At 70.1% G+C, this 22,956-nt stretch carries 14 protein-coding genes and 1 pseudogene; 10 read left to right on the top strand and 5 right to left on the bottom strand.

Features of this window, described 5'->3' with window-relative positions; translation table 11 throughout:
* Window positions 1-19: 19 nt before the first annotated feature.
* From JIX55_RS09015 to JIX55_RS08980, 8 genes are all read left to right on the top strand, one after another.
* On the top strand, window positions 20-1,108 hold the full coding sequence (locus JIX55_RS09015; protein ID WP_257562780.1) for a quaternary amine ABC transporter ATP-binding protein: 1,089 nt from the start codon (window positions 20-22) through the stop codon (window positions 1,106-1,108).
* Entirely contained in the window at window positions 1,108-3,138 is a 2,031-nt protein-coding gene (locus JIX55_RS09010) for an ABC transporter permease (RefSeq protein ID WP_257562779.1), read from the top strand. The genes JIX55_RS09015 and JIX55_RS09010 overlap by 1 nt, the downstream gene beginning before the upstream one ends.
* Window positions 3,139-3,153: 15 nt before the next feature.
* The gene (locus JIX55_RS09005) at window positions 3,154-4,131 is read left to right on the top strand and encodes an ABC transporter substrate-binding protein (RefSeq protein WP_257562778.1); all 978 of its coding nucleotides are present in this window, start codon (window positions 3,154-3,156) and stop codon (window positions 4,129-4,131) included.
* Window positions 4,132-4,347: 216 nt separating this feature from the next.
* A complete protein-coding gene (locus JIX55_RS09000) occupies window positions 4,348-6,786 on the top strand; it encodes a GcvT family protein (RefSeq protein WP_257562777.1) in 2,439 nt (812 codons plus the stop codon).
* A gap of 123 nt (window positions 6,787-6,909) precedes the next feature.
* The gene (locus JIX55_RS08995; RefSeq protein WP_257562776.1) at window positions 6,910-7,770 is read left to right on the top strand and encodes a bifunctional methylenetetrahydrofolate dehydrogenase/methenyltetrahydrofolate cyclohydrolase; all 861 of its coding nucleotides are present in this window, start codon (window positions 6,910-6,912) and stop codon (window positions 7,768-7,770) included.
* A 58-nt stretch (window positions 7,771-7,828) separates the two neighbouring features.
* Window positions 7,829-9,061, top strand: coding sequence for a sarcosine oxidase subunit beta family protein (locus tag JIX55_RS08990; RefSeq protein ID WP_257562775.1), 1,233 nt, complete (start codon window positions 7,829-7,831; stop codon window positions 9,059-9,061).
* Window positions 9,062-9,072: 11 nt separating this feature from the next.
* Window positions 9,073-12,330: a sarcosine oxidase subunit alpha family protein gene (locus tag JIX55_RS08985; RefSeq protein ID WP_257562774.1), complete on the top strand. Its 3,258-nt coding sequence runs from the start codon at window positions 9,073-9,075 to the stop codon at window positions 12,328-12,330.
* On the top strand, window positions 12,323-12,925 hold the full coding sequence (locus tag JIX55_RS08980) for a sarcosine oxidase subunit gamma (protein WP_257562773.1): 603 nt from the start codon (window positions 12,323-12,325) through the stop codon (window positions 12,923-12,925). Before JIX55_RS08985 ends, JIX55_RS08980 begins: the two co-directional genes overlap by 8 nt.
* A gap of 61 nt (window positions 12,926-12,986) precedes the next feature.
* On the opposite strand, the gene JIX55_RS08975 is transcribed toward JIX55_RS08980, so the two are convergent.
* The 3 genes from JIX55_RS08975 to JIX55_RS08965 form a co-directional block, all read right to left on the bottom strand.
* Window positions 12,987-13,742, bottom strand: a complete 756-nt coding sequence (locus tag JIX55_RS08975) for a hypothetical protein (protein WP_257562772.1) — start codon at window positions 13,740-13,742, stop codon at window positions 12,987-12,989.
* The gene (locus tag JIX55_RS08970; protein ID WP_257562771.1) at window positions 13,739-15,415 is read right to left on the bottom strand and encodes a serine/threonine-protein kinase; all 1,677 of its coding nucleotides are present in this window, start codon (window positions 15,413-15,415) and stop codon (window positions 13,739-13,741) included. Before JIX55_RS08970 ends, JIX55_RS08975 begins: the two co-directional genes overlap by 4 nt.
* A 322-nt stretch (window positions 15,416-15,737) precedes the next feature.
* Entirely contained in the window at window positions 15,738-17,675 is a 1,938-nt protein-coding gene (locus JIX55_RS08965) for a glycoside hydrolase family 5 protein (protein ID WP_257569268.1), read from the bottom strand.
* Window positions 17,676-17,987: 312 nt separating this feature from the next.
* Here JIX55_RS08965 and JIX55_RS08960 point away from each other — a divergent pair.
* Together JIX55_RS08960 and JIX55_RS08955 are read left to right on the top strand one after the other, a co-directional pair.
* Window positions 17,988-18,301, top strand: a pseudogene (locus JIX55_RS08960) (hypothetical protein); the annotation flags it as partial.
* A 300-nt stretch (window positions 18,302-18,601) separates the two neighbouring features.
* A complete protein-coding gene (locus JIX55_RS08955; RefSeq protein WP_257562770.1) occupies window positions 18,602-20,485 on the top strand; it encodes a PA domain-containing protein in 1,884 nt (627 codons plus the stop codon).
* A gap of 166 nt (window positions 20,486-20,651) precedes the next feature.
* Here JIX55_RS08955 and JIX55_RS08950 read toward each other — a convergent pair whose 3' ends face one another.
* Together JIX55_RS08950 and JIX55_RS08945 are read right to left on the bottom strand one after the other, a co-directional pair.
* Complete coding sequence (locus JIX55_RS08950) at window positions 20,652-21,455, bottom strand: calcium-binding protein (RefSeq protein WP_257562769.1); 804 nt, start codon at window positions 21,453-21,455, stop codon at window positions 20,652-20,654.
* Window positions 21,456-21,522: 67 nt separating this feature from the next.
* Window positions 21,523-22,851 carry a hypothetical protein gene (locus tag JIX55_RS08945; RefSeq protein WP_257562768.1) on the bottom strand — a complete coding sequence of 443 codons (1,329 nt, stop codon included), beginning with the start codon at window positions 22,849-22,851 and terminating at the stop codon, window positions 21,523-21,525.
* Window positions 22,852-22,956 lie beyond the last annotated feature (105 nt).

Raw genomic sequence — 22,956 nt, 5'->3', positions numbered from 1 at the left:
TGCCGAGAAGAGGTCGATCGTGACCCCAACACAGACCGAGGCGCCGCAGCGGCGCAGCACCCCCGAGGACTCGGACGGTACTCCGGTCATATCCGTGCGCCGGCTGTGGAAGGTGTTCGGGCCGAAGGCCGACCGGGTGCCGGAGTCCGAGGAACTGTGCGGCCTCACCCGCCGTGAGCTCATGGACCGTACGGGCTGCACCGCCGCCGTACGCGATGTGAACTTCGACGTCCGCAAGGGCGAGGTCTTCGTCGTCATGGGTCTGTCCGGCTCCGGCAAGTCCACGCTGGTGCGATGTCTGACCCGGCTGATCGAACCCACCGCCGGGGAGATCGTCTTCGAGGGCGAGGACATCCGCGACGCCGACGCCAAACGCCTGCGCGACCTCAGACGCCGTAAGTTCTCCATGGTCTTCCAGCACTTCGGGCTGCTGCCCCACCGTCGCGTCGTCGACAACGTGGCCTTCGGTCTGGAGATCCGCGGCATGAGCAGGGCGGAGCGCACCAGGCGGGCTCTGGAGGTCGTCGAACTGGTCGGTCTCTCCGGCTACGAGAACTCCTACCCCGACCAGCTCTCCGGCGGTATGCAGCAGCGCGTCGGCCTCGCCCGGGCGCTGGCCGGCGACCCGGACGTCCTCTTCTTCGACGAACCCTTCTCGGCACTCGACCCGCTCATCCGCCGTGACATGCAGAACGAGGTCATCCGGCTGCACCACGAGGTCGGCAAGACGATGGTGTTCATCACCCACGACCTCTCCGAGGCCCTCAAGCTCGGTGACCGCATCCTCATCATGCGCGACGGCAAGATGGTCCAGTGCGGCACCGGCGACGAGCTGGTGGGGGCCCCGGCCGACGACTACGTACGCGAGTTCGTCAAGGACGTCCCGCGCGGCGACGTGCTCACCCTGCGATGGATCATGCGCCCGGTCGAGGACGGCGACGCCCTGGACGGCCCCGAGCTGGGACCGGACGTCGTGGTGAAGGAGGCCACCCGGGCGGTCCTGGCGGCCGACAAGCCGGTCAAGGTCGTCGAGAACGGTGAGCTGCTCGGCATCGTCGGCGACGAGGAGATCCTCGCGGTGGTCGCCGGGCAGGAAGGCGGCATGTGATGACGGTCGCCGTGGAGAAACCGGAACAACCGCAGAAGCCGGAACGCCCGCAGAAGACGGACGCCGCGGCCCCGGCCGCCGCGGCCGCCGCCCGCACCCGCAGAGTCGGGCGCGGCACGGTCGTCGCGGTGATCCTGATCGCCTGGCTGGTGCTCTTCGCCGTGCTGCGCGGAAAACAGACCCTCACCCTGGCCGCCGCCGACCTCACGGATCTGCACCGGTGGATCAACGACCTCAACGACGCCATCGGCGCCAACCGCAACTCCAACCCGCTCTTCCTGTACTTCTTCAACGAGATCCGTCTGGTCATCGACACCCTGGTGACCTTCGTCCAGGAACTGATCTCACAGCCCTCCGTCGGCCGGCCCGTCCCGCAGATCGGGTGGCTCGGTGTCGTCGGCATCGCGGGCTACGTCTCCTGGGCCGTGGGCAACTGGCGGGTCGCCCTCCTGGCCGTGGCCGGCTTCACCTTCTTCGGGCTGCAGGGCCTGTGGCAGGAGAGCATGGACACCCTGGCGCTCACCGTCTCCGCGGTCTTCGTGGCGCTGCTGTTCGCGATCCCGTTGGGTGTGTGGGCGGGACTGTCCGACCGGTTCAACCGGATCGTGACGCCCTTCCTGGACTTCATGCAGACGATGCCCACCTTCGTCTACCTGGCCCCGTTGACCCTCTTCTTCCAGATCGGCGGCGCCTCCGCCACGATCGCCACCGTGATCTACGCGGCTCCGCCCGCGATCCGTATCACCGCCCACGCCATTCGGTCCGTACCGGAGACCACGGTCGAGGCGGCCGACTCGCTCGGTGCGACACGGTGGCAGGCGCTGCTGAAGGTCCTGCTGCCGATGTCCAAGCGGACCGTGGTGATGGGCGTCAACCAGTCGATCATGGCCGCCCTGGCCATGGTGACCATCGCGGCCCTGATCGACGCGCCCGGCCTCGGCCATACCGTTCTGCAGGCACTGCAGTCGCTCGACGTGGGTACGGCTTTCAACGCGGGCCTCGCCATCGTCGTCATGGCGATCGTCCTCGACCGGGTCACCACCGCGGCCAGCGCACGCCAGGAGACGGCCCGGCGCTCAAGCGGCCGGTTCGTCACCTGGCGGCGGCCGCTGCTGGCCGCGGGCGGCGTGGTCACGGCTGTCCTCGTCTACATGTCGCACACCTACATGTGGGCGGCGGAGTTCCCCGGCGAGGGCGGCATCGGCAGCTCCATCGCGAGCGGGACGACCACCGCGACCACCTGGGTGCAGGACAGCCTCTCGGGCATCACCAACGCCTTCCGCGACGGCGTCACCTACGGCCTGCTCAACCCGTTCCAGTCGTTGCTCACCGACTCCCCCTGGTGGCTCGTCGGCGTGGTGGTGATCGCGCTCGGCGTGGTGCTCGGCGGCTGGCGGGCCGGCGTCACCGCGGCCGTCTGCGTGGGCCTGCTGGTAGGCACGGGCGTGTGGTCGGACAGCATGACGACGCTGGCGTCGACCCTCGTCGCGACGGTGCTGGTGATGGTGCTCGGCGTGACCGTCGGGGTGTGGATGGGGCGCAGCCCGCTTGTGGACCGGGTGCTGCGGCCCACTCTGGACGCGGCGCAGGTCATGCCGCCGTTCGTCTATCTCGTGCCGTTCCTGGCGCTGTTCGGCCCGACTCGCTTCACGGCCATCGTCGCCGCGATCGTCTACGCGGCGCCGATCGCCATCAAAATCATCGCGGACGGGGTGCGAGCCGTGCCCGGGACCACCGTCGAAGCGGCCACGTCCGCCGGGTGCAACACCCTGCAGATCATCACCAAGGTTCAACTGCCGATGTCACGCAGTGCCCTGACGCTCGCCACCAACCAGGGCCTGATCTACGTGCTGTCGATGGTTGTTGTGGGCGGCCTGGTAGGAGCGGGCGCCCTCGGCTACGACGTCGTGGCCGGATTCTCCCAGGGGCAGCTGTACGGGAAGGGGCTTGCGGCGGGGCTCGCCATCGTCCTTCTCGGAGTCATGTTCGACCGGATCACTCAGGCAGCGGCGCGACGCGTAAGCGCGTAATAAGGAGCACTGACCATGGCAACACAAGTACGACAGTGGAGAGCCGGCGTGGCCGGACTGGCCGTTCTCGGTCTCGCCCTCACCGCCTGCGGCGGTGCGAAGGTCGGTGACGACTCCTCGGGCGCGGACAGCTCGGGCAGCTCCGGCAAGTGCGGAACCTTCAATCTCGCCGTCAACCCTTGGGTGGGCTATGAGGCGAACGCGGCGGTCGTCGCGCACGTCGCGGAGAACGACCTCGGCTGCAAGGTCACCAAGAAGGACCTGAAGGAAGAGATCGCCTGGCAGGGCTTCGGGACGGGTGAGGTCGACACCGTCATCGAGAACTGGGGTCACGACGACCTGAAGAAGAAGTACATCACCGACCAGAAGACCGCCGTCGAGGCCGGTGCGACCGGCAACGAAGGTCTGATCGGCTGGTACGTGCCGCCGTGGCTGGCGAAGGAGCACCCGGACATCACCAACTGGGAGAACCTCAACAAGTACGCCGACAAGTTCAAGACCTCGGAGTCGGGCGGCAAGGGCCAACTCCTCGACGGTGACCCGTCGTTCGTCACCAACGACGCGGCCCTGGTGAAGAACCTGAAGCTGGACTTCAACGTGGTGTACGCGGGCAGTGAGACCGCCCTCATCCAGGCCTTCCGCAATGCGGAGAAGAACAAGGAATGGGTGATCGGCTACTTCTACGAGCCGCAGTGGTTCATGGCCGAGGTGCCCCTGGTCAAGGTCGAACTGCCGAAGTACGAGACGGGCTGCGACGCCGACGAGGAGAAGGTCGCCTGCGACTACCCCGTCTACGTCCTCGACAAGATCGTCAGCACGAAGTTCGCCAAGTCGGGCAGCCCGGCCTATGACCTGGTGAAGAACTTCAACTGGACCAACGACGACCAGAACACCGTGGCCAAGTACATCGCCGTGGACAAGATGACGCCCGAGGCGGCGGCCAAGAAGTGGGTCGACGCCAACCGCGACAAGGTCGAGGCCTGGATCAAGTAACCCGGAACCGGAAAGCGGTCGAACATGCCCGGTGGGCGGCGTGCACAGGTGTGCGCCGCCCACCGGGCATCGCCGTGTCCGGGGCCCGTTTTCCTCGCGTCACGGACCCCTTGACACTGCCTCCCCGGGACAGGCACATTGAGTTGCGCAACCTGAACCATGTTGCGCAGACAGCAACTGAACCGGCTGGACTGGCTTTCAATCGGAGGTGCGGCGATGGCGGGACCCCGAGTGGTCATCATCGGAGCGGGCGTCGTTGGCGCGGCACTCGCGGACGAGATCTCCGCGCGCGGCTGGACTGAAGTGACCGTGGTCGACCAAGGCCCCCTCCCCGCCACCGGGGGCTCCTCGTCACACGCCCCGGGCCTGGTCTTCCAGACGAACCCGTCCAAGACCATGACCGAGCTGGCGCGCTACACCGTCGAGAAGTTCTGCTCCCTCGACGTCGACGGCAAGCCCTGCTTCCTCCAGGTCGGCGGCCTCGAAGTGGCGACCACCCCCGAGCGCCTGACCGAACTGCGCCGCCGTCACGGCTGGATCACCGCCTGGGGCATCGAGGCCCGGCTGCTGAGTGCCGACGAGTGCGTCGAGCAGCACCCGCTGGTGAACCGCGACAGGGTCCTCGGCGGCCTCCTGGTCCCGACGGACGGCCTCGCCAAGGCCGTCCTCGCCGTCGAGGCGCAGATCCGCCGGGCCACCGAGCGCGGCGTGCGGTTCCTCGCCCGCCACGAAGTCCTCGACGTGACGCAGACCGACGGCGAGGTGACCGGAGTCCTCACCGACCAGGGCGAGATCCCCGCCGACATCGTCGTGTGCTGCGCCGGCATCTGGGGCCCGAAGATCGCCCGCATGGTGGGCATGAACCTCCCGCTCACCCCGCTCGCCCACCAGCTCGCCTGGACGGGCCCGGTACCGGCACTGGCCGGCCAGACCGAGGAGGCGGTGCGTCCGATCCTGCGCCACCAGGACGCCGACCTCTACTACCGCGACCGCTTCGACGGCATCGGCATCGGCTACTACGGCCACCGCCCGATGCCCATCACCGCCGACGACATCCTCTCCGTGGACGAGGCCGACGACATGCCGTCGGTCATGAAGTTCACCGAGGAGGACTTCGCCGACGCCTGGACCGAGACCCAGTCGCTGCTGCCGGCGACGGCGGAGGCCAAGGTCGAGGAGGGCATCAACGGCCTGTTCTCCTTCACCACCGACGGCTACCCGCTCCTCGGCGAATCCCCGGACGTCAAGGGCTTCTGGGTCGCGGAGGCGGTGTGGGTCACGCACTCGGCGGGTGTCGGCCGGGCCGTCGCCGAATGGCTGGTCGACGGCTACTGCTCCTCCTTCGACCTGCACGAGTGCGACGTCAACCGCTTCGAGCCGCACCAGCTGTCCCCGGAGTACGTCCTGGCCCGCGACTGCCAGAACTTCGTCGAGGTCTACGACATCCTCCACCCCCTCCAGCCCTCGGGGAAGCCGCGCCCGATCCGCACCAGCCCCTTCCACGCCCGCCAGCAGGAGCACGGCGCCGTCTTCCTGGAGGCGAACGGCTGGGAGCGCCCGCAGTGGTACGAGGCGAACGCCTCCCTCGTGGAGGGCCGCTCCATCCCGACCCCGAACGACTGGGCCGCGCGGTACTGGTCGCCCGTCGTCGGCGCCGAGGCCCAGGCCACCCGTGAGACCGTCGCGATGTACGACATGACGGCCCTCAAGCGCCTGGAGGTCACCGGTCCCGGCGCCGCCGACTTCCTGGAGCGCCTGACCACGAGCAAGGTCGCCAAGTCCGTCGGCTCGGTGACGTACACGCTGCTGCTGGATCACGACGGCGGCATCCGCAGCGACATCACCGTCGCCCGCCTCGCCCGCGACGTCTTCCAGGTCGGAGCCAACGGCAACCTCGACCTCGACTGGTTCACCCGCCACCTCCCCGCCGACGGCGCGGTACAGGTCCGCGACATCACGCCCGGCACGTGCTGCATCGGCCTCTGGGGCCCGCTCGCCCGTAAGGTCCTGCAGCCCCTGACGGACGAGGACTTCTCGAACGACGGCCTGAAGTACTTCCGCGCCAAGCGCGCCCACATCGGCTCCGTCCCGGTGACGGCCATGCGACTGTCGTACGTCGGCGAGCTCGGCTGGGAGCTGTACACCACGGCCGACCTGGGACAGAAGCTGTGGGACACCCTCTGGGCCGCCGCCCGGCCGCTCGGCGGCGTCATCGCCGGCCGGGGCGCCTTCAACAGCCTCCGCCTGGAGAAGGGCTACCGCTCCTTCGGCACCGACATGACCTACGAGCACGACCCGTACGAGGCGGGCGTCGGCTTCGCCGTCAAGCTCGACAAGGGCGACTTCATCGGCAAGGCGGCCCTGGAGCGCCGCAAGGGCGACGTACGACGCAAGCTCACCTGCCTCACCATCGACGACCCGCACTCGGTCGTCATGGGCAAGGAGCCGGTGTACGACGGTGACCGGGCGGTCGGCTACGTCACGAGCGCCGCGTACGGCTACACGATCGGCAAGGGGATCGCGTACGCCTGGCTGCCGACGGAGCTCACGGCGCCTGGGACCACCGTGCACATCGGCTATTTCGACCAGCGCGTCGAGGCGGTCGTGGCCGAGGAGCCGTTGTTCGACCCGACCATGTCCCGCCTCCGTGGGTGAGTGGTTCGAAGGGGGTGCCGGGACGGGTTGTTGGGCGGCTGCGGGTCGGTTGTGGCTGGTCGCGCAGTTCCCCGCGCCCGTGGAGGGCGCTCCGCCTCAGGCCTGTTGGAAGGAGTACCGTCGGTGAACGCACAACTGCTCGACGGCAAGGCGACCGCCGCCGACATCCGCCGCGAACTCGCCGAGCGCGTGGCCAAACTGACCGCGAACGGCGGCCGCCCGCCCGGCCTGGGCACGGTCCTGGTCGGTGACGACCCCGGCAGCCGTGCCTACGTCGGCGGCAAGCACCGGGACTGCGCTCAGGTGGGCATCGCCTCGATCCGTCACGAACTGCCCGCCGACGCGACGCAGCGGCAGGTCGAGGACGTCATCGACGAACTCAACGCCGACCCGGCCTGCACCGGCTACATCGTCCAGCTGCCGCTCCCGCGCCACCTGGACGCGGGCGCCGTCCTGGAACGCATGGACCCGGCCAAGGACGCCGACGGACTGCACCCGGTCAGCCTCGGCCGGCTCGTCCTCGGCGAAGCGGCACCGCTGCCCTGCACCCCGCGTGGCATCGTCGAACTGCTCCGCCGGTACGAGGTGCCGCTCGCCGGGGCGCGGGTCTGCGTGATCGGACGCGGCATCACCGTGGGACGGCCCCTCGGCCTGCTCCTCACCCGCAGGTCCGAGAACGCCACCGTCACCCTCTGCCACACCGGAACCAAGGGCCTGGCCTGGCATGTACGCGAGGCCGACATCGTCGTCGCGGCGGCCGGCTCACCCGGGCTGATCACCAAGGACATGCTGCGCCCCGGCGCGGCCGTCCTGGACGTCGGTATCACCCGCACCGACGAGGGCCTGGCCGGCGATGTGCACCCGGACGCCGCCCAGGTCGCCGGATGGCTCGCCCCGATGCCCGGGGGAGTGGGGCCCATGACGCGGGCGATGCTCCTCGCCAACGTCGTCGAGGCCGCCGAGAGGAACGCGAACGCCGTATGAACGCGCCGGCCCCCACCCACCCGCTCTGTCCGCACCTCTCACAAGACGGAGACGTCCGATGAGCCCCCGTACTCCCGGCGCCGAGCTGCCCGAACACCCCGACTGGCTGTGGCGCACGCCGGAGCCGAAGCGCTCGTACGACGTGATCGTCGTGGGCGGCGGCGGACACGGCCTCGCCACCGCCCACTACCTGGCGAAGAACCACGGCATCACCAACGTCGCCGTGCTGGAGAAGGGTTGGCTGGCGGGCGGCAACATGGCCCGCAACACCACCATCATCCGCTCCAACTACCTGTGGGACGAGAGCGCCGGCATCTACGAGCACGCGCTCAAACTGTGGGAGGGGCTGGCCGAGGAGCTCGACTACCCGATCCTCTTCTCCCAGCGCGGCGTGCTGAACCTCGCCCACAGCCTCCAGGACGTCCGCGACAGCGTGCGCCGCGTCGAGGCGAACCGGCTCAACGGCGTCGACGCGGAGTGGCTCGACGCGGACGGAGTCAAGGAAGTCTGCCCGATCGTCAACATCTCCCCGGACGTGCGCTATCCGGTCCTGGGCGGCACCTACCAGCCACGGGCAGGCATCGCCAAGCACGACCACGTGGCATGGGGCCTGGCCCGTTCGGCGGACGCCGCGGGCATCGACATCATCCAGAACTGTGAGGTCACCGGCCTGGACGTGGTCGGCGGCCGGGTGGTCGGCGTCCAGACGACCCTGGGCCCCATCGCGGCGGGCAAGGTGGCGCTCTGCTCGGCAGGCCACACCTCGGTCCTCGCCGCGATGGCCGGCATCGAACTCCCTTTGCAGAGCCACCCGTTGCAGGCACTCGTGTCGGAGCTGCTGGAGCCGGTGCACCCGACGGTCGTCATGTCCAACGCGGTCCACGTGTACGTCAGCCAGGCCCACAAGGGCGAGCTGGTCATGGGCGCGGGCATCGACTCGTACAACTCCTACACGCAGCGCGGCGCGTTCCACATCATCGAAGAGCAGATGTCCGCGGCCCTGGAGCTCTTCCCGGTCTTCGCTCGCGCCCACGTGCTGCGCACCTGGGGCGGCATCGTCGACGTCAGCCCCGACGCCTCCCCGATCATCGGCCTCAGCCCGGTCGACAACCTCTACCTCAACTGCGGCTGGGGAACGGGCGGTTTCAAGGCCACCCCGGGCGTCGGCTGGGTCTACGCCCACACCATCGCCCACGACACCCCCCACCCCCTCAACGCCCCCTTCTCGCTCGACCGTTTCACCACCGGCGCGCTCGTCGACGAGCACGGCGCGGCCGCGGTGGCCCACTAGGGAGCCCAACCATGCTGCTCATCACCTGCCCGTGGTGCGGGCTCCGCGACGAGGCCGAGTTCCACTACGGCGGCCAGGCCCACGTGCCGTACCCGGAGAACCCGGCGGCCCTCACCGACGAGGAGTGGGCCCGCTACCTGTTCTTCCGCGACAACCCGAAGGGCCCGTTCGCCGAGCGCTGGAGCCACGCCGCGGGCTGCCGCAAGTGGTTCAACGCGGTGCGGGACACGGCGACGAACGAGATCCTGGCGGTGTACAGGACGGGTGAGGAACGCCCGGCGACAGTGGAGTCACGTCCGGTCACCTCTCAGCCACGTCCGGCACAACCAGCCCGTCCGGCGTTTGAGCACGAGGCCCATTCGGGGCCGAAGCCGGGGTCCGGGGGCGGCAGCCCCCAGGACGGGACGGGTAAGGGCGGCGGGGGCGCCGCATCCATCAGCGGCTCCGCCGCGGGGCAGCCGTTCCGCCACGCCACCCGCGGCCGAATCGACCGCGAAGCCCCCCTCACCTTCACCTTCGACGGCACCGAATACCAGGGCTACCGCGGCGACACCCTCGCCTCCGCCCTCCTCGCCAACGGCGTCATCGGGACCGGCACCAGCATCAGACTCGGCCGCCCCCGAGGCATCTTCTCGGCCGGCGTCGAGGAACCCAACGCCGTGATCCAGATCGAGGCCCCCTTCCCGGAGCCGATGCTGCCGGCCACGACCGTCGAGCTGTACGACGGCCTCGTGGCGAGCAGCCTCCCCGGCCAGGGCCGCCTCGCCACCGAGCCCGACCCGGCCCGCTACGACGCCGTGCACGCCCACTGCGACCTGCTGATCGTCGGCGCGGGCCCGGCCGGCCTCGCGGCCGCGGCGGCGGCAGCGAGGAGCGGCGCCCGCGTGATCCTCGCCGACGACCAACCGGAGCCGGGCGGCAGCCTCCTGGGCACGGGCGAACACCTCGACTGGGCCGAAGAGATCGCCGGACAACTCGACACCGCCCCCGAGGTCCGCGTACTGCGCCGCACCACCGTCTTCGGCTACTACGACGACAACCACCTCCTCGCCGTCGAGCGCCGCACCAACCACCTGGGCGCGGACGCCCCCGAGAACGTCTCCCGCGAACGCGTCTGGCGCATCCGCGCGAGCCGCGTCGTCCTCGCCACCGGCGCCCACGAGCGTTCACTCGCCTTCGCGGACAACGACCGCCCCGGCGTGATGCTGGCCGCCTCGGCCCGCACCTACGCCAACCGCCACGGCGTCCTGCCCGGCCGCCACGCGGTCGTCTTCACCACCAACGACAGTGCCTACGCGTCAGCTCTGGACCTCGCCGCGGCGGGCGTGGACATCGCGGCGATCGTCGACACCCGCCCCGAACCGGGGGAGTGGGCGCGGCACGCGCGGCAGGCCGGCATCGAGGTGCTGACCGGGCACGCCGTCACCGGCACTCAGGGCGACGCACGTCTCACCGCCGTGACCGTCGCCCCGTACGGAGAGTCCGCGGGACAGCGGGAGTTCGCCGCCGATCTCCTGCTGGTCTCCGGCGGCTGGAACCCCGTGGCGCACCTGTTCAGCCAGGCGGGCGGCAAGCTGCGTCACGACGAGGCACTGGGCTCCTTCGTCCCCGACACCTGCCGTCAGGCGGTCGAGGTCGCGGGCAGCGCGAGCGGCGTGCTCGACCTCGCCGGGGTGCTCGCACAGGGCGCGGCCGCCGGCGCCCGCGCGATCGAGGCCGAGGGCTACACCCCGCAGACGCCCCGCCTCCCGCACGCGGCCGCCCCGCCGCAGACCCCGCCCATGCATGTGTACGTCGTCCCCGGTGCCTCCGGCGCACCCCGCTTCGTCGACCTCCAACGCGATGTCACCGTCGACGACCTGACCCGCGCGACCGGCGCCGGTATGCGCTCGGTCGAGCACACCAAGCGCTACACCACGGCCGGCACCGCCAACGACCAGGGCAAGACGTCCGGGGTCCTGGCCAGCGGCGTCGTCGCCGAACTGCTCGGCGTCGACATCTCCGCGCTCGGCACGACCACCTTCCGTCCCCCCTACACCCCCGTCTCCTTCGCCACGCTCGCCGGCCGCGACCGCGGCGCGCTGCACGACCCGATCCGCACGACGGCCCTGCACCCCTGGCATGTCGAGCACGGCGCCCTCTTCGAGAACGTCGGTCAGTGGAAGCGCCCTTGGTACTACCCGCAGGACGGCGAGGACATGGAGGCCGCGGTGCTGCGCGAGTGCGCCGCCGCCCGCGAAGGCGTCGCCTTCATGGACGCCTCCACCCTCGGCAAGATCGACGTCCAGGGCCCGGACGCCGCCGTCTTCCTCGACCGGCTCTACACCAACATGATGAGCACCCTGAAGGTCGGCATGATCCGCTACGGCGTGATGTGCCGCCTGGACGGCATGCTCTTCGACGACGGTACGGTCATCCGCCTCGCCCAGGACCGCTTCCTGGTCACCACCACGACGGGCAACGCGGCCGCCGTACTGGACTGGATGGAGGAGTGGCTGCAGACCGAGTGGCCCGAGCTGAAGGTCCACTGCACATCCGTGACCGAACAGTGGGCCACCGTCGCACTCGTCGGCCCCCGCTCCCGCGACGTCCTGGGCACACTGGCGCCCGAACTGGCCGTCTCCAACGACGACTTCCCGTTCATGGCATGGCGCGGGACAACCGTCGCGGGCATCGAGGCCCGGGTCTGCCGGATCAGCTTCTCCGGCGAACTGGCCTACGAGATCAACGTGTCACCGTGGGACGCCCTCACCCTCTGGCAGGCGCTGTACGAGGCCGGAGCCCCGTACGGCATCACCCCCTACGGCACCGAGACCATGCACGTCCTGCGCGCCGAGAAGGGCTACCCCATCATCGGCCAGGACACCGACGGCACCGTCACCCCCCAGGACCTCGGCATGAACTGGGTGGTCTCGAAGAAGAAGCCCGACTTCATCGGCAAGCGCTCCTACGCCCGCGCCGACACCCTCCGCGCCGACCGCAAGCACCTGGTCGGCCTGCTCCCGGAGGACCCGGCCACCTTCCTCCCCGAAGGCACCCACCTCGTCGCCGACAGCGTGCTGCCCGCCCCGCCCGTCCCGATGCTCGGCCACGTCACCTCCAGCTACCGCAGCGCCGCCCTCGGCCGGACCTTCGCGCTCGCCCTGATCAAGGGCGGCCGGGACCGCGTCGGTGAGCGGCTGTACGCCCCCGTGGGCGACCGGCTGGTCCCGGTGACCGTCGCAAGCCCCGTCCTCTACGACCCCGAGGGAGCCCGTCGCGATGGCTGACACCGCACTCACCGCCCCGCCCCGCAGCCCCCTGGCCCACGCCGCCGACCGCCTGGCCACCGCCACCCGCACCTCCCAGGGCGCGGTCCGGCTGGCCGAACTCCCCTTCCTGACCCAGCTCGACGTGCGCCTCGACGCCAAGGGAGCGGCGGCCGACGCCATCGGCCTCGCGCTGGACCTCCAACTGCCCCTCGAACCCAACACCGTCGTACGCGCCGGGGAGTTGGCCGCGTTGTGGCTCGGCCCCGACGAGTGGCTGCTGGTGGGCCCGCCCGGCGGGGAACGGGACCTGGAGAGCCGGATCCGGACGGCCGCAGCAGACGAGCCCGTCTCCGTCACCGACGTCTCCGCCCAGCGCACCACGCTCCTCGTGGCGGGCCCCCGCGCCCGCGACCTCCTGGCCCACGGCTGTGCCCTGGACCTGCACCCGCGCGCCTTCGGCGCCGGACGCTGCGCCCAGACCACCCTCGGCCGCACCCAGATCGTCCTGGTCGCCCGGGACGAACCCGGGGCCGGATTCTGGGTACTGGTCCGCTCCTCCTTCGCCGGCTATCTGGCGGACTGGCTGCTGGACGCGGCGGCGGAATACATGTGAAAAGCCGCAGCAGTGGCGGTTCCTGTGCGAAGTGCTCGCCGATCGTGCCGGACTGGGCCCGTCAGGGGCAGTCGTACGTGAAGTGAGCGGTGACCACGTGGTGGGTCGGGGAGAGGATGCGCAGTTCGGCCTGTGCCGAGTGGTGGCCCTCGCCCTGGAAAGTCCACAGCAGGTGAAGACGCGCCTGTCTCTGGCCCCGGACCACCACTTCACGCAGGACGCCCGAGGTGGTGCCGTCGCTTCGGCTCCAGCGGTAGGAGAGTGTGCCCGGACGGCCGTTCGTCCTGACGAGGCCGACGATGTCCGCGGTGCCGTCGCACCCCAGAACCGTCGGCCTGGCCGTGACCGCCACCGTGCTCACCGCGACGGACGGACCGAGGCGCTGCCAGGCGAGGAACGCGAGGACGCAGAGCACCACCAGCGCGGGCAGAGCCTGTCCGCGCAGCCGTCTGCGCGGGGGCGGGGGAGGTGGCGGTACGGCGGGCAGCGTCCGGTGGGTGCGGTGCGCGACGTCGGCGGTCACGCCCGGGCCGAAGCGCAGCAGGGTGCCTTCGACGCGATCCGGCGGCGTCGGCCCATTCTCCGTGGAGGGCTGATGTTCGACGAGAGTGTCGCCCGACTGGGGTCTCTGGATCCAGTGGCTGGCCAGCACGGTGGCGCTGTACTCGGCGTCGGCGGAGGCTGGTTCGCCGCTCGCGGGGCGACCCCCGACGGGGCCGAGATGGAGGGTGGAGGTGCGCTCGTCGGTGGGTACCAGCACCTGGGTCGGCTCGTGGTCTTCGGCGGGCGCGGGAGTTCGGTCGTGCTGAGCGGTCATCGGATCTCACACTGCCTGGTCAGAAGTTGCTGCGAGGCGCCGCCGTCGGCGGAGGCCGGGCTGGTCGTGGCCTGAACCGCCCAGAAGCAGCCGCCGCGTGGGAAGGAGTGGTCGACGGTGATCGTGTACTGCCCCGCGCCACTGCGCTCGAAGGTCTGGGGCGCACCGTCCGCGGCGCCGAGCTGTCCCGCGGTGTCGCCCCTGAACCACGAGACGGTGATGGAGACCGGCCCGGTGCCGTCCGTGATGACGTCGATGGTCGCCGTGGCGGTCGTGGGACCCGTCTGCCGGAAGGCCGATACCGCGACGTCCTTCACGGCCGGAGCGGCAGGCGGGGCGGGGGAAGTGGTCGTCGGCGCCGGCGGCGTGCTCTCCGCGCCGCCGGGCGGCGTCGTGTCCGGCGCTCCGCCCGAGGTGTCGGAGGCCGTGGGTTCCCCCGTACCGGTGGTCGCCGGCGCCGAGGGCGACAGGCCGGGTGACGCCGACACGTCGGCTGACGCGGTGGGCGTCGGGGACGGGGAGGCCGACCCGGTCGGAGCGGTGGGCTCCGTCGACTCCGCACCGGATTGGGCGCTGGTGGTGGCCAGGGCCTGAGCCGCCTGTTGCGGAGCAGCTCCCGGTGTGTGCTGGATTCCGTAGGTCAGGAGAACACCCAGGAGTACGGCGGCACCTGACACGAGCATCCCGGACCGGCCGGGCAGCCACGACCGTGCCCAGCCGTGACCCGACTGACCCGACTGACCCGACTGACCCGACTCCTGGCTCAGAACCGTGCGTGCGGTGTCCGTGGTCCGGGGCGCGGTACGGGCCGAGGGCAGCAGCAGCGGCAGCAGTGCCACCAGTGCGACGAGCCGGCCGCGACCGCGTTCCTCCCAGTCGGGCCCGTAGGCGCCGCCGGCGACCGCCTCCAGTTCGGTGACGAACGCCTCGGCCCGTGCGGGCCGTTCCTCCGGGTCCTTGGCCAGACCGCGCCGCACCAGGTCCCGTATCGGCTCGGGGACCTCGTCCACGGGGACGGGCGCGTCGATGTGCTGCAGGGCGAGTTCGGCGAGATTGTCACCCGCGTACGGCTTGTGGGCCGTCAGGCACTCGAAGAACGTGGCCGTGGCCGCGTACACGTCGGCGGCGGGAGAGGCAGGCGCGCCGGTCCACTGCTCCGGGGCCATGTAGGACGGGGTTCCCGCCACACCGGCGCTGGTGCCCGCGTCCACCGCGATCCCGAAGTCGACGAGCTTGGACGCTCCGTCCGGCATGACCAGGACGTTCTCCGGCTTGTAGTCGCGGTGGACGACACCGACGCGGTGCGCGTCGGCGAGACCGAGCAGCGATCCCTTGAGGATGACGAGCGCGGCCTCGGGGTCGAGCGGGCCCTCTCTGGTCAGCAGCGTCCGCAACGAGACACCGTCGACCAGTTCCATCACGATGGCGGCGCCCTGCGTGCTCTCCACGTACTCGTACAAGCCGGTGACGTACGCACTCCGCAGTCCACCGAGCAGCCGCGCCTCCGCGCGGAACTCGTGCACGAAGCCCGGCCGGGTGCGCAGTGACTCGCTGAGGTACTTCACCGCGACCGGAACTCCGGTCTCCTCGTGCACGGCCAGTACGACCCGCCCGCTTCCCCCGGACCCGAGCTCCAGTGACTCGGTGTATCCGGGCACTTCCCATGTGTTCATTCCATCCCCCAAGGCTGCCGTGCACCGGAGCCTCACCCGTCTCCCGTGCGTCCGGGCCGCGCGCAGAGAGAGACACGTTTTCGGCCACCGCGGTTGCGGTGCGGCGTCCGCGGTTCCCCGCTCCGAGCACCGGACGTCGCTGTAGACGCTGGGCAGCACGGGTCGTTCGGCGCTGCGGGGCCTGTGCGGCTCGACAGTACGCCGTGGCCGGAAGTATCCGGGAGGCGTATCCGGAGCTCAAGGTCTGACGCGCCACCTTGTCGATCGCGCCACCTTGTCGATGGCGTACTTGTGACCGTGCGACCCGCGCCGCGCGGGAGGATCAGCTCAGCTGTCGGCAGTAGAGCGCGTCGGGGGTGCGCGAGGAGCCCACCCGGGCCGTGTAGGCGATCCCGGCCGCGTACTCGTCGTCCGCGCACTGGCCTTTGTAGTGGCCCTGCGCGAAGTCGCCGCCCCTGGGGGCCGGGCCCCTGTTGTCGCCACGGTCGAACCAGACGGTGCGGCCGCTCGTGCCGGCGATCGAGCCGGGCGGGGCGGCTGCGCACAGGGCGGCGGAGACGGCGGCGCCACGGACGCTGTAGCCGGTCATGAAGTGGCCGTCGGGGCACTGGAGTTTGGTGTATCCGGTCGCCCAGTCCCGGCCCGGCGTGACGTACCGCTCGTCGACGATCACCTTGTGTCCGGCGGCCGGGTCCCACACGGGGCCGGCGGACACGTCCGAGCACAGGCCCCGGTTGCCGGTGTGGCTGAGGCCGAGGAGGCGCCGGCCGTCGGGGCAGACGGCCTTGCGGGCTCCGGAGTCCCAGTCGGGCAGGGCGCGCATCCGCCGCGATGCGACGAAGTCGCCGTGATCAGGGCTGAGCATCGACCAGTCGGTCACCGGGTCGATACGGCCGGTGCGGCCCTGGGCCCCGATGAGCCGGGTCCAGGCGGTTGCCCGCCAGTCGTCACCGTCGTACAGGCCCATGCGGTTGCCCGCCGCGTCCCAGTGCAGCAGGGCCCAGCCGTTGCCGGTGCGGTTCTCGTGCCAGCCGACGAGCGGCCAGTAGGCGAAGTCGGCGTCGGTGCGGATCAGGTGGTCGACGAAGTTCTCGAACCAGGCGCGCTGCCGGGCGCCGGTCTCCGCGCGGCCCCCGATACCGAACTCGCTGATCCAGACGGGGGCGGTGAAGTGCTGGTCCTTTTCGGCGGTGACGAAGAACGCCTGGCGGTTCAGTACGTCGATCAGTTCGGTGGGGGTCAGGTCGCGGTAGCGGGGGTCGGTGGTCTCGCCCGTTCCGGTGGCGCCGCTGTGGTGGGGGCCGGTGTAGTCGTAGAAGTGGGCGGAGTACACGAGCTTGCCCGAGTCGACGAGTGTGTGCGAGAGGCGGCGTACGGGTTCCAGGGTGGGACGTTCGTGCGCCAGGCCGTCGACGGGGATGCCGGTCCAGTTGATGCCCTCGACGATGATCAGCAGATCGCGGTTGGCCTCCGTCAGGATGCGGTCGCCCACGCGCTGTGAGGCGGTGAACCAGTCGTGGTCGTCACCGAGGCCCCAGTTGGGGTCGTCCCAGATGTCACGGCGCACCTCGTTGTAGAGGTCCGCGCCGACGACCCGCTTGTTGTCCTTGTAGCGGCGGGCCATGAAGAGCCAGTCGTTCTCCCAGGTGCCGGTGGACCGGCTCGTGTTCCAGCGTTCGTTGCCGTCGACTCCGCAGCACCAGCGGGTGGTGTTGGTGTGGTTGTTGAGGATCACGGCGAGACCGGCGGCGGTGAGTTCGCGAACGACGACGTCGTACACCTGGAGAGGAGTCCTGCCGCGCAGGAAGGGGTTGGCGGCCACGGCGTCGTCCGCGACGGGGACGCTGTCGTGGATCATCTCGTTGGAGAAGGGCAGCCGGATGCTGTTGATCCCGATCTCCCGGAAACCGGCGATGATCTCGGCCATGGGGGCGCGGTCCAGGCCGAGGGGTATCCGGCCGGAGTTCTCGCCCGCGTGGTGGTTGGCGTCCGCGTCCGTGCTTCCCGAACCGTTCCAGGTGCCGCTGGCCCCATGCCAGTTGCCGGACCGCAGCTTGAAGCGGTCGCCGTCCGCGTCGACGATCCAGCGACCCCGCGTGCTGAGCGGTGCCGTCCAGTCCGCCGCGGCCGCGGCGGACTCGGCCGTTTCTGATGGGGTGGCGGTCTCGGGAGCGGGATCCTGTGCGGCCGCGGGGACGGGCGTCAGCGACACCAGGAGGAATACGGCGGCCAGAGTGGCCCTGACGAAGGATGCGCGCACGGTCACCGCCCAGGAGACAACCTTGTCATGACAGCGTCATCATGACCGTTGGCGCGGTATTGGTCCAGTCCTGCGCGCAGCCTCAAGAGCCACCATGGCCTCGGTGGCGTACGCGTTGCCGCCCTCCCCGCTCGGCGCCGTACCGCGATGGATGCGACGCGACGCCCGCCAAGGGCCGACGCCCGGCGGCACTCGCGAGCCGGCAATGCACCATCGCCGCCCTGCCGCAGTCGGCTTGCGCGCATGCTTCTACACTCCGCAGATCTGTTCATCCCATCGCCATGGACCAGGCCGGTGGGTCTGCCCTGTGTGTACGCCAAGCTCACGACCAACGCCTCGCCCGAACCGGTGAGCGCGGGCACGACGCTGACCGTGACGGGCAAGCTCAGCCGGGCCAACTGGGACGACAACGCGTACCACGGGTACGCCAACCAGTCGGTGAAACCGCAGTTCCGCAAGGCCGGCACCAGCACCTACACCACGGTCAAGTCCGTCACGACAAGCAGCACCGGCACTTTGAGGACCACGGTCACCGCTTCCGCCGACGGCTACTGGCGCTACGCCTTCGCGGGCACCACCACGACGGCCTCCCCAAGGCCGCCGGCGACTACGTCGACACCAAGTAATCCGTGGGCACCGACAAGTAATCCGCCGACGCCGACGCACACGGGCGCCGCCTGGTCCCGCTCAGGGCGGCGCGCCGCGCGCCGGCGGTCGTAGTCGATCCAGCGCACGGTCCGCCTCCGCGGCACAGAACTTCCGTGACCGCAGCCACCGCTGACACTCCGTCGGAAGCCGACGGTGAATACGATCACGTTAACGCGGCTCCGTGACCCTTTCCTCACAGGCCGGGCACAGAGTAGGTTCCCCTCGCCGCCCCCCGCGCCTTCTTCACTCTCAGACCAAGGAGAGCCATGGGAAGAGCCATGGGCAGAGCGAGAGCCCGCGTACGCGCCGCGAGTTGTCTCGCCGCGATGGGCCTCGTCGCCGGCACCTTCGCCGGTGTCGCCCGAGCACATGACGGTGTCTCCGCCGACGACGGCGGTATCGACAACGCCGGGGCCACACACGATCACCACAGCCACCAGCACGGTGGTGACGAGGGCCATCTCCCCGCCGGAAGCGAGAACGTCCGGCTCGTCAGCAAACTCGGCCTGAAGAACGTCGAGCCCGAGAAGATCGCCGACGTCGGCGTCTTCAAGGGACACGCCTACCTCGCCGCCTGGGGCGGCGCGACCTGCAAGTACAACGGCGTGCACGTCGTGGACATCCGCAAGCCCGCCGCGCCCAAGGAGGTCGCCTTCATCCAGGCGAAGGAGGGCAGCGCACCGGGCGAGGGCATCCAGACCCTGCACATCGACACCCCGTACTTCAACGGGGATGTGCTGGTCAGCAACAACGAGAAGTGCAAGGAGACCGCCGGCTTCGGCGGCATGAACCTCTACGACGTCAGCGACCCGGCCCATCCGACCCCGCTCGCCGAAGGCGTCGGCGACCACACGGTCATGGGCCAGGGCAAGAAGGGCGCCAACGACATCCACAGCGTGTTCGCCTGGGACGCGGGTGCCAAGGCGTACGCCGTCATCGTCGACAACGAAGAGGGTCCGGACGTCGACATCGTCGACATCACCAACCCCAAGAAGGCCAAGGTCATCGCCGAGTACGACCTCGACGAGACCTTCCCGCAGATCGTCCAGGACGCGCCGTCCAACCTCAGCGAGATCTTCCTGCACGACATGGTCGTCAAGGAGATCGGCGGCCGGCAGATCATGCTCGCCTCCTACTGGGACGGCGGCTACGTCACTCTCGACGTGACCGACCCGGCCAAAGCCACCTACCTCGGCGACACCGACTTCGCGACGCTCGACCCCGAGGCGCTGGAGAGCGGATTCGAGGTAGCGCCCGAAGGAAACGCCCACCAGGCCGAGTTCACCCTCGACAACAAGTACGTCATCGGTGCCGACGAGGACTTCGGACCGTACGCGCTCACCGCCCGCAACCTCACCGACGGCACCGAGATCGCCGCGAGCCAGGGCAGCAACACCACGCGCCTGGAAGAGGGGCAGACCATCACCGGCGACTCCGTCTTCGTGGGCCAGGCCTGCGCCGGCGACCCGGCGGTCCCCGCCGGTGACCCGAACGCCGTGGACGTCGCCGTCGTCGAGCGCGGCGTGTGCACCTTCACCGAGAAGGTCACGAACATCATCGCGGCGGGCGGCTACGACGCCGTAGTCGTCTTCAACCGCACCGGCACGGACGCCTGCGACCAGACGCTCGGCATGAGCGTCGAGGGCGACATCCCGACCTTCGGCGTCGCACCGCGCGGCCAGGGCTTCGCCATCTTCGGGCAGCCGTACGACGACGCGGCCTGCGTGGCCGGAACGGGCCCCGCGCAGCTGCCGGTCACGCTCGGCACCAAGGGCGACCGGCTGACCTTCTCGTCGTACTTCGACGGCTGGGGCTACGCTCACCTCTACCGCAACGAGAGCGGCAAGCTCACGGAGCTCGACACCTACGCCGTCCCCGAGGCGCACGACACCGCCCACGCGACGGGATCCGGCGACCTCTCCATCCATGAGGTGGCCGTCTCCGAGAAGCGGGCCGATCTGCTCTACTTCTCGTACTACGCGGCCGGTCTGCGCGTCGCGAAGATCGTCGACGACGAGATCGTCGAAGTGGGCCACTACATCGACGAGAGCGGCAACAACTTCTGGGGTGCCCAGGTCTTCGAGTCGGGTGGCAAGGAGTACGTCGCCGCCTCGGACCGCGACCACGGGCTCTACATCTTCGAATACACGGGAGGACTGTGAGCAGCGGGCGCGGTCCGGAACAGGGCCGCTGACAGCGGGTCCTGAGCGGGCCACCGGCAAAGCGGGGCCGCGCCGCATCGGCGCGGCCCCGCTTGTCGCTGACCGGGGGCTCGGCGACGGGAATGTGATCGCCGTGCGAACGTGGGCCGTCGAGAGCGACGTACGGTTACTGCACGTCCACGAAGTCGCCGGTCGCCTTGACGGCCGGGGTGGTGGAGGTGCCTGCGAAGTTCCAGCGCCAGTAGCCGTCTTCGGACGCGGCGACCGTGGTCGTCAGGTTGCCGGTGCTGGAGGTGTACACGGTCTTGACGGTCGCGTAGGTCGTGGTGCCGGCCTTGCGGAACTGGAGCTTGACCGGCTGGTTGGTGTAACCCCGGTAATCGAGGTTGTCCCAGTCGGCCCGGGTGAGCCTGCCGGTGACGGCGAGGGGCTTGCCCTTGGCGATCGGCTCCGGGCCCGCGTTCACGGTGAGCTTGGACTGCCGCTGCAGACGGGTCGTGGTGTAGCTCGCCGACTGGGTCCAGCTGTCGTCATTGGCCACCCCCTGGACACTGACCTTCCAGGTGCCGGCGTGGGCGTTGGTGAGCGCGGTGCCGCCGTACCTCCAGTCCGGTTCGAGGGAGATCGTCTGCGAGCAGATGGAGGTGGTGGCACTCGAGGCGACGCAGTCCGCATGGGAGTAGTACTGGTTCGACACGATGCGGTCGTCGTATGCCTCGTAGGGGTTCGCACCATCCGGTCCACGCCACAGGACGAAGTCCGCGTCCTGGATGCCCGACGGGTGGGTGAAGGTCCCTGAAACCGTGATCGTCTTGGCGTAGAGACCGACCACGATGTTCTTGCCCCCGTCGAAGGAGACGTTGCTGATGTGGACGTCGGTCTGGGTCTCGCCCGCGTAGGCACCAGGGACGACGAAGCCGGCCAGCGCGGCGACGGCACCGAGCAGAGCAAAGGCAGCGCTCTTGCGCATGTATCTCCTTGACAGAGGGAAGAGTGGCGAACCCGCCGAGCGGGAGCAGCGGGGCACTTGAAACCGGTCAGGGACCGGTGACCGACTTGATCGTGTACGGGAAGCTCTCCTGCTGCCAGATCACCGTGAACCGGGAGGTCGGGCGGGTGTCGACCTGGGGTACCCGGCCGTCCGACGTGAGTGTCTTCGTGGTGCCGAAGGTGCCGGAACGGCTGATCAGGCGGGCGCTGGTCTTGGTGTAGCTGTACGGGGGCGTCGACTTGGGGACGACCGTGTGGAAGACCAGCATGCCGTCGCCGTCGTCGTCGAGGGCCAGGTCGGGGCGGTCGCCGAGACCCAGGCCGGTGACGGCGCCCCGGGCACCGGCCGCGGACAGGCGGCGGCCGAGCAGCTCGAGTTTGCCGCTGCTGTTGTAGCGGGTCCACACGATCATCGAGTCGCCGTCGAGGTCGGTCGCGAGGGCGTGGTGGAAGCCCACGTTGTCCGTGGAGGCCGAGATGCGCAGGGGAGCCGCCAGGGTGCCCGTGCGGCTCCAGCGAGAGGCCCAGACCTGCGAGACGGAGCCGCCGCCGGAGTGGTAGGTGACGACCGCGTCGCCGTCCCGGTCCACGCCGACCCGCACCATGCCGAAACCGCCGTACGACGCGATGGGCGAGGTGAGCACCTTCGTCGAGGAAACGGATGTCGACGTGATCCGCTTGGCCACGACGTCCGAGGCCCGCGCCCAGGCGACGACGAACTGGCCGCTTCGGTCGACGCCGATGGCCGGTTTCTCGGCCGAGCCCGAGCCGAGGGTGATGGCCGCGCCGACCGTCCCGTCGAGCCTGAGGCGGCGGGCGACCGCGTACCAGCTCCCGTCGCGGATCTCCGTCCACGCCGCCATCGCGCTGCCGCCCGGTGTCACGGCGACCACCGGGGTGGTCGCGGGCGCCGACGTGGACAGCTTCTGCAGGGGTCCGACGAGGCTGCCGGAGGCCGAGACCCGGCGGCCCACGACCTGGCTGTCCTGCTGCCAGACCACCGCCGAGTCGCCGGTGTCGTCGGAGGCGGCCTCCGGCCAGGACGGCGCGGCACCGTCGGGCGACAGGGTGCGGATCGCTGTCACCGTGCCGCTCGCGGTCTTCACTCTGGCCTGGATCCGGTAGTAGCAGCCCGGCGTCGACAGGTCGCAGGCGTTCCAGGCCAGCAGGGCGTCGCCCTGCCGGTCGACCGACACCGTGGGGGAATCGTCAGGGGTCCAGCCGGAGGCCGACACGTTCCACGTCGACGTCCACGCCGCCTCGGCGTTCATGGCCATCGTCGCGGTGACGGCGATCCCGGCCGCCGCGGCGACGGAAACCCCGGCAAGGACACGCCGCTTCACCGAACGCCGATGCCGTGCTGCGCGCAGAGCCATCCTTCATCCCCCGGTACATTCCCGTGACTTGGGCACAGCCGTCACACAGGCTGCCCGCAATACCCAGCGCACCTGCATGCTCAAACGTCACATGCGGTACGGACG

The sequence above is a fragment of the Streptomyces sp. DSM 40750 genome, from assembly GCF_024612035.1.
Taxonomy (GTDB): domain Bacteria; phylum Actinomycetota; class Actinomycetes; order Streptomycetales; family Streptomycetaceae; genus Streptomyces.
Note: the sequence above shows the minus strand (reverse complement) of the source record. Positions and strands in the feature narration are given on the sequence as shown.

What these genes read in the sequence shown, in the direction of transcription:
- JIX55_RS09010 (WP_257562779.1), top strand. Translation starts at nt 1,108, where the DNA reads ATGACGGTCGCCGTGGAGAAACCGGAACAACCGCAGAAGCCGGAACGC.
- JIX55_RS09005 (WP_257562778.1), top strand. Translation starts at nt 3,154, where the DNA reads ATGGCAACACAAGTACGACAGTGGAGAGCCGGCGTGGCCGGACTGGCC.
- JIX55_RS09000 (WP_257562777.1), top strand. Translation starts at nt 4,348, where the DNA reads ATGGCGGGACCCCGAGTGGTCATCATCGGAGCGGGCGTCGTTGGCGCG.
- JIX55_RS08990 (WP_257562775.1), top strand. Translation starts at nt 7,829, where the DNA reads ATGAGCCCCCGTACTCCCGGCGCCGAGCTGCCCGAACACCCCGACTGG.
- JIX55_RS08985 (WP_257562774.1), top strand. Translation starts at nt 9,073, where the DNA reads ATGCTGCTCATCACCTGCCCGTGGTGCGGGCTCCGCGACGAGGCCGAG.
- JIX55_RS08980 (WP_257562773.1), top strand. Translation starts at nt 12,323, where the DNA reads ATGGCTGACACCGCACTCACCGCCCCGCCCCGCAGCCCCCTGGCCCAC.
- JIX55_RS08975 (WP_257562772.1), bottom strand. Translation starts at nt 13,742, where the DNA reads ATGACCGCTCAGCACGACCGAACTCCCGCGCCCGCCGAAGACCACGAG.
- JIX55_RS08970 (WP_257562771.1), bottom strand. Translation starts at nt 15,415, where the DNA reads ATGAACACATGGGAAGTGCCCGGATACACCGAGTCACTGGAGCTCGGG.
- JIX55_RS08955 (WP_257562770.1), top strand. Translation starts at nt 18,602, where the DNA reads ATGGGCAGAGCGAGAGCCCGCGTACGCGCCGCGAGTTGTCTCGCCGCG.
- JIX55_RS08950 (WP_257562769.1), bottom strand. Translation starts at nt 21,455, where the DNA reads ATGCGCAAGAGCGCTGCCTTTGCTCTGCTCGGTGCCGTCGCCGCGCTG.
- JIX55_RS08945 (WP_257562768.1), bottom strand. Translation starts at nt 22,851, where the DNA reads ATGGCTCTGCGCGCAGCACGGCATCGGCGTTCGGTGAAGCGGCGTGTC.